6 protein-coding genes and 1 pseudogene are annotated in these 6,502 nt (G+C 71.4%); 4 read left to right on the forward strand and 3 right to left on the reverse strand.

All coding sequences use genetic code 11. The annotated features are described in order from the left end of the window. The 3 genes and pseudogenes from AOK24_RS50330 to AOK24_RS07325 form a co-directional block, all read left to right on the forward strand. On the forward strand, positions 1 to 400 hold a 400-nt coding region (locus AOK24_RS50330), incomplete at both ends, for an ATP-binding protein (protein WP_478078758.1). Positions 401 to 402: 2 nt separating this feature from the next. After that, positions 403 to 753: pseudogene (locus tag AOK24_RS50335) on the forward strand (ATP-binding protein); the annotation flags it as partial. A 172-nt stretch (positions 754 to 925) separates the two neighbouring features. Next, entirely contained in the window at positions 926 to 1,318 is a 393-nt protein-coding gene (locus AOK24_RS07325) for an SCO5389 family protein (protein WP_055719229.1), read from the forward strand. Between the two features lie 34 nt (positions 1,319 to 1,352). Here AOK24_RS07325 and AOK24_RS07330 read toward each other — a convergent pair whose 3' ends face one another. The 3 genes from AOK24_RS07330 to AOK24_RS07340 all read right to left on the reverse strand — a co-directional run bounded on the left by AOK24_RS07330 (position 1,353) and on the right by AOK24_RS07340 (position 5,090). Continuing rightward, positions 1,353 to 1,772: a hypothetical protein gene (locus AOK24_RS07330; protein WP_055719230.1), complete on the reverse strand. Its 420-nt coding sequence runs from the start codon at positions 1,770 to 1,772 to the stop codon at positions 1,353 to 1,355. 147 nt (positions 1,773 to 1,919) lie between these two features. Then, the gene (locus tag AOK24_RS07335) at positions 1,920 to 4,052 is read right to left on the reverse strand and encodes an elongation factor G (RefSeq protein ID WP_055719231.1); all 2,133 of its coding nucleotides are present in this window, start codon (positions 4,050 to 4,052) and stop codon (positions 1,920 to 1,922) included. 351 nt (positions 4,053 to 4,403) lie between these two features. Further along, on the reverse strand, positions 4,404 to 5,090 hold the full coding sequence (locus AOK24_RS07340) for a nucleotidyltransferase domain-containing protein (protein WP_055719232.1): 687 nt from the start codon (positions 5,088 to 5,090) through the stop codon (positions 4,404 to 4,406). A gap of 131 nt (positions 5,091 to 5,221) precedes the next feature. On the opposite strand from AOK24_RS07340, the gene AOK24_RS07345 reads away from it, so the two are divergent. Continuing rightward, positions 5,222 to 6,376, forward strand: a complete 1,155-nt coding sequence (locus AOK24_RS07345; RefSeq protein WP_055719233.1) for an NAD(P)/FAD-dependent oxidoreductase — start codon at positions 5,222 to 5,224, stop codon at positions 6,374 to 6,376. The last annotated feature ends 126 nt before the right edge of the window (positions 6,377 to 6,502 follow it).

A 6,502-nucleotide genomic window follows, 5' to 3' on the forward strand; every position in this document is an offset into this window, starting at 1 on the left:
CTCGCCGGGCACACCGGCGAGATCAAGGACCTCCTGCGCGGGACCAACCCCCTGATCCCGTCCCGCGAGGCGATGGTCAAGACGACCCCGCCCGGACGCGGCTCCCGGCTGCTGAGCCTCCTCGGCGACGACGAACTCCACGCCCGCCATGTCCAGCGGGTCGGCGGCGTCCCCCTGATGGTGACCGGCGAGTTCGACGAGAGCGACCTCGGCGTGGCCTGCTACCACTCCAAGCTGGGCGCGGTGGAGCTGTACCTCGGGCACCTCGTGGACGGCCCCGGCGAGTACGTCGTCGTCGACATGACCGCCGGCGCCGACGCCTTCGCCTCGGGCCTGTTCACCCGGTTCGACATGACGTTCCTGGTGGCCGAACCGACCCGGCGGGGTGTCTCCGTGTACCNNTTCGGCATCCCGCTGGCCGTCGTGGGCAACAAGGTGACCGGCGAGGACGACCTTCTCTTCCTCAAGGAGCAGACCGGCGACCACCTGCTCACCTACCTCACCCACTCCTCCTGGGTACGCTCCGCGGAGCGCGGCACCCCCCAGGGCGAGCTGGAGGACACCAACCGCCACGCGCTGGACGTCCTGCGTGCCGAGGTCGACGCCCGCCCCAAGGACTGGCCGGCGCTGCACCGCCACGCCGTCGACTTCCACCTCCGCAACGCCCGCGCCTGGGCGAACGCCGCGACCGGACGGGACCTGGCGGCCCAGGTGGACCCGGAGTACGTACCGGGCAGCCTCCCGAGCGCCTGACCGGGAACGCCGTCACGCCCTCACGCCCTCACCGTAGAGCGGCCTCTCTCTTCACCCCCTCGTTCTTCACCCGTTCTTTCTTCGCACCCTCGCCCTTTCACGCCCTCCCTCTTTCACACCCTCGTTCTCTCACCTCCTCTTTCTCACCTCTTCTCTCGAACAGGACCCCCCCATGTCTCTCGACGTCTCCCCCACCCTCCTCGCCCAGGCCGAAGCCGGTGACGTCCGCGAGGAGGACTTCGTGGACACCGTCCGCACCTCCCTCCCCTACGCCTACGACCTGATCGCCTCCCTCGCCGCCGACCTCGGCAGCGGCACCGCCGAGTTCACCGACAACCAGACCCCGCCTCCCTCCGAACACGAGCGCGGCCAGCTCCTGCGCGCCCTCGCCAGCGACGCCATCCGCACCAGCCTGGAGCGCCACTTCGGTGTGGCCCTCGCCTTCCAGAACTGCCACCGCGTCGCGGCCTTCCGCCCCGACGCCCGCACCGGGGAGACCTACGCTCGCTTCACCTCCGTCCGCTCCCAGTTGCTCAACCAGTCCCCGGAGTTCCGCGACTGCTGAACCGGCACCTCACACCCCCGTCAGAACCGGCGCCTCACACCCCCGTCGCGTCGAGCAACCGCACCAGCTCCGCGCGTCCGTACCCGAGGGACGCGGCGCGGTAGCGGGCCATCAGCAGCAGGTGGGCCACGATCTGCGCCCCGAACCCGTCCTTCCCGTCGTCCATCCACTCCTTCGGCTCGATCCCGAGACTGTTCATCACGAGTCCGTGCTCACGGCGGATCTCGGCGAGGGTCTCGGCGATCGCGTCGAGCATCGTCGGGCCGGGCCGCTCGCAGCCGAGGGCGAAGCACACCCCGTCGATCGGCCTGCACCCGTCGGGCGGGTTCGCCCGCAGCCCCTCGTACCGCTCGTCGTCGAAGGAACGGCCCTCGAACTCCTCGTGCACCAGCACGAAACGGTGCGGCCCTGGGGCCGGCGGCGGGCTCTGCGGGTTGCACTGGAGAAGGCCCATCTCATTACCTCCGTCTGGTCCGGGTGCCGGGAAAATCTCCCGACACCCGGCCAACGGACCGCCCCTCGAACACGTGCCCAGAAATCGAAATGTCACTCTATGGGGTGACATCAGATTTTCCGTTGACCGTGCGAGGGGCGCTCCCCTCTACTTACCGGCCTCCACGACAGCGGCCGGTGCCGGCGCGTACCCGGTGGGCCGGGCCGTGAACGTGCCCCGCCCCTGCGTCCGCCCCCGCAACCGCCCCGCGTAGCCGAAGAGTTCGGCGAGCGGAACGGTAGCCGTGACGACCGCCGAACCGGACCGCACCGAGGACCCGCCGACCCGCCCGCGCCGCGCGGCGAGGTCCCCGAGGACCGCGCCGACGACAGCTTCGGGCACGGTGACCGTGACCTCGGCGACCGGTTCGAGCAGGACCATCGCGCAGCCCCGCAGCGCCTCCCGCAGCCCGAACCTGCCCGCCGTACGGAACGCCTGCTCGGACGAGTCCTTCACATGCGTCGCCCCGTCGGTGAGCGTGACGCGCAGCCCGGTCACCCGGTGCCCGCCGAGCGGCCCTTCGGCGAGGGCGTCGCGGCAGCCGGCCTCGACGGCGCGGACGTACTCCTGCGGCACCCGCCCGCCGCCGACCGCCGACCGGAAGGCGAACTCCCCGTCATACGACTCGACTTCGAGCACGACCTGGGCGAACTGCCCCGCGCCGCCGTCCTGTTTGACATGCCGGTACACGACTCCGGACACGCCTCGCCCGACGGTCTCGCGGTACGTCACCCGGGGGCGGCCGATGGTGACGTCCACCCCGAGGGTCCCGCGGATCTTCTCCACGGCGACCTCCAGGTGCAGTTCCCCCATGCCGGACAGCACGGTCTGACCCGTCTCCGGATCGGTCCGCACCGCCAACGACGGGTCCTCCTCGGCGAGTCGGGCCAGCGCGGACGCCAGCTTCTCGGTCTGCGCGCCCCGGCACGCCTCGACCGCGACGGACACGACCGGCTCCGCCACACCGGGCGGCTCCAGCACCAGCGGAGCGTCCGGCGCGCACAAAGTCGCCCCGGCCCGCGCGGACTTGACGCCGACGACGGCCACGATGTCCCCGGCCACGGCCCGCTCCAGCTGCGCGTGCCGATCGGCCTGCACCCGCAGAATCCGTCCAACTCGCTCGCCGCGCCCGGCGGTTGCGTCCCGCACGACGTCCCCCTTCTCGATGGTCCCGGAGTAGATCCGCAGGTAGGTCAGCCGCCCGGTGGGCGTGACGGCGACCTTGAACACGAGCGCGGCGAACGGAGCGGAGGGGTCGGCGGGGCGGGACTCGGAGAGGGCCAAGACGGGCTCGGGCACCGGCACTTCGCCTGTGCCGGACCCGGCGGACGACGCGTCGCGCGTCATCTGCCGCCCGCCCTCCACCGGGAGCCCTCGCACCGCCGGTACGTCCGCAGGCGACGGCAGGTACGAGACCACCGCGTCGAGCAACGGCTCGATGCCCCGGTTGCGGTAGGCGGAGCCGCACAGCACGACCACGCCGTCCCCGCTGCACGACAGGTCCCGCAGCGCGGCGACCAGCGTCGCCGCCGACACCGTGCCCCGCTCGCAGAACTCCTCCAGCGCCACCGGATGCCGCTCGGCCACGGCCTCCTCCAGCAGTCGGCGCCGGCGCAGCGCCTCGTCCCGCAACTCCTCGGGGATCTCGGCGGATACGACACCGTCGTCACCGTCGGCCCAGGTCAGCGCCCGCAGTTGGACGAGGTCGACGACCCCGGTGAACAACTCCTCCGAGCCGATGGGCAGTTGGACCACCAGCGGCGTCGGGTGCAGGCGTTCACGGATCGAGGCGACGGCCCTGTCGAGGTCGGCGCCCGCGCGATCGAGCTTGTTGACGAAGGCGATACGCGGCACCCCGTGCCGATCCGCCTGACGCCACACGGACTCGCTCTGCGGCTCGACACCGGCCACCGCGTCGAACACGGCGACCGCCCCGTCCAGCACCCGCAGAGCACGTTCGACCTCGTCGGCGAAGTCGACGTGCCCGGGGGTGTCCATCAGGTTGAGCCGATGCCCGTCCCAGTCGCAGCTGACGGCCGCCGCGAAGATGGTGATACCCCGGTCGCGTTCCTGAGGGTCGAAGTCGGTGACGGTCGTCCCGTCATGAACTTCCCCTCGTTTATGGGTGGTTCCGGTGGCATAGAGAATCCGCTCCGTGACGGTGGTCTTGCCCGCGTCGACGTGGGCGAGGATGCCGAGATTGCGTACGGCGGAGAGCTGGCGGTCGAGGTTGTCGCGCATGGCCCTGTGGCCTTTCGAGGTGCGTCCGAGTGAGGGGCAGCGCGATGGAAGGACGAAGTTCCGCCTACGGAGGCAGGCATGACACATCATCAATTTGCGGACAATCCAAGCAAGTTGACGTAGGGCTTCGTCACAGGGACCGGTGCCGGGCGCGCAGCGAGCACCGGGCACCCCAGGACACGAGGATCACCTCGTACCGGGCACGGGGAGTGGCGACAGCGGTGTGCTCACACATGGCCAACTCCCCTTCTGCGACTCGGTGAACGCGCGCCCCTTGTCGTGGGCGGCGCAACGACAGACGTGAGTGTAGGGAGGAAGGACCAACCGGGTCACACGGTTTTCCGCCGCCGACTACCGGGCGTAGAACTCCCGCCGCACCTTCCGCAACCACGCCTCGACAGCCCGCTCGTCCGGCTCCGCCGGCAGCACCGTACGCGTCGCGGCGAACGCCTCCTCGAAGTGTTCCAGCACCGGCAGGGCGGCGTCGGCGTCGGCGGCGACCTCCTCCCCGAACCGGTGATAGCTCTCCGGGTCCTCGACGCGAACCGTCAGCCGCCCGGTGCTGTACAGCTCGAACCCCTGCCGGCAGAGCCTCTTGAGATGCCGCGCGTGCTTGGCGGTCCGCTTCCGCGTGTCCGCCGAGAACGACCCGTCCCCGCGCCTCTGAAGCCGCTTGAACTGCTCGGTGGCGTACCCGAGATAGGCGTCCCGGACCCGGCCGGCACTGAGCAACGACTGCCGGATGCCGATCAGTTCGTCCCCGAGGCCGGTCCGCGTCTCGTACAACTCGTCGGGCAGCCAGACGAGTTCCATCGCCGTCGGGTTGCCGGAGAGGGCGAGGCGGCACCACTTCCCCGCCTCGTGCAGGGTGCGGTCGGGCGCGGTCGTGACGTGGGACTCCTTCGGCCGGTGCAGTCCGTGCAGCTCCTCGGTGGGCACCGCGAACATGCCGAGGCGGTCGATGTCGGAGCCCTCGCGGGCGAGCCCGTACGCGGTCGAGCCGACGACGCCGGACAGCAGAATGTTCTGGACGGTCATGTCCCACCCCCCGTGGTGATCCCTTTGGCAGGACATGATGCCGTCCCGGCCACCCCGCCCACCTCCAGGTTTTCCACGACCCTGACGTTCGGGGTATTTCGCCCCTGAGTGGTGTGTGACATATTACTGCCGTGACCAAGCAGTCCAGCTGTGATGTCGTGGTCGTGGGTGCCGGCATGGTCGGCGCCGCCTGTGCGCTGTACGCCGCCCGTGCCGGACTCGACGTCGTCGTGGTGGACCGGGGCCCGGTGGCCGGCGGTACGACCGGCGCGGGCGAGGGAAACCTCCTCGTCTCCGACAAGGAGCCCGGCCCGGAACTCGAACTCGCCCTGCTCTCCGCCCGGTTGTGGACCGACCTGGCACAGGAGCACGGCCCCGCCTACGAGTACGAGCCGAAGGGCGGCCTGGTCGTCGCGTCCACGCCCGAGAGCCTCACGGCCCTCACGGAACTGGCCGAGGCACAGCGCGCGGCCGGGGTGACGACAGTCCACGTCTCCTCGGACGAACTCCCTTCTCTGGAGCCCTACTTGGCGCCGGGGCTGGCGGGCGGGGTGCTCTACCCTCAGGACGCCCAGGTGATGCCGACCCTCGCCGCCGCCCACCTGCTGCGGGCATCGGGGGCCCGCATCGAGACCGGGCGGACCGTCACCGCGATCCTGCGCACGCCCGACGGCGCCGTACGCGGCGTACGCACCGACCGGGGCGACCTCCACGCACCGGCCGTCGTGAACGCCGCCGGCACCTGGGGCGGCGAGGTCGCCGCGCTCGCCGGAGTCCACCTCCCGGTCCTCCCCCGGCGCGGATTCGTGCTGGTCACCGAGGCGTTGCCGCGCCGTATCCGGCACAAGGTGTACGCGGCCGACTACGTCGCGGACGTCGCCAGCGACTCGGCGGCGCTCCAGACCTCGCCGGTCGTCGAGGGCACGGCGGCCGGGCCCGTACTGATCGGCGCGAGCCGTGAACGCGTGGGCTTCGACCGCTCGTTCGCCCTGCCCGTCGTACGGTCCCTCGCGGCGGGCGCCACCCGGCTGTTCCCGTTCCTCGCCCAAGTCCGGGCGATGCGCACCTACTTGGGCTTCCGCCCCTACCTGCCCGACCACCTCCCGGCCATCGGCGCCGACCCGAGAGCCCCCGGCCTCTACCACGCCTGCGGCCACGAGGGCGCGGGCATCGGCCTCGCGACCGGCACCGGCCACCTCCTCGCCCAACTCCTGGGCGGCAAAAGCCCCGAGCTCGACCTGACCCCGTTCCGCCCGGACCGCTTCACCGAGGAGGCGACCACATGATCCGCCTCGAACTGCCCCTGGTTCGCCGGGAAGGCCACCGCGCAAACCCCCTCGCCCTGCCCCCGCTCCCCCAAGGAGGCGCCGCCGCATGAACCCCCTCGATCTGGTCCGCGCCCGCCCCGGCAC

Origin of the sequence: Streptomyces niveiscabiei, assembly GCF_001419795.1 — a bacterium.
Taxonomy (GTDB): domain Bacteria; phylum Actinomycetota; class Actinomycetes; order Streptomycetales; family Streptomycetaceae; genus Streptomyces; species Streptomyces niveiscabiei.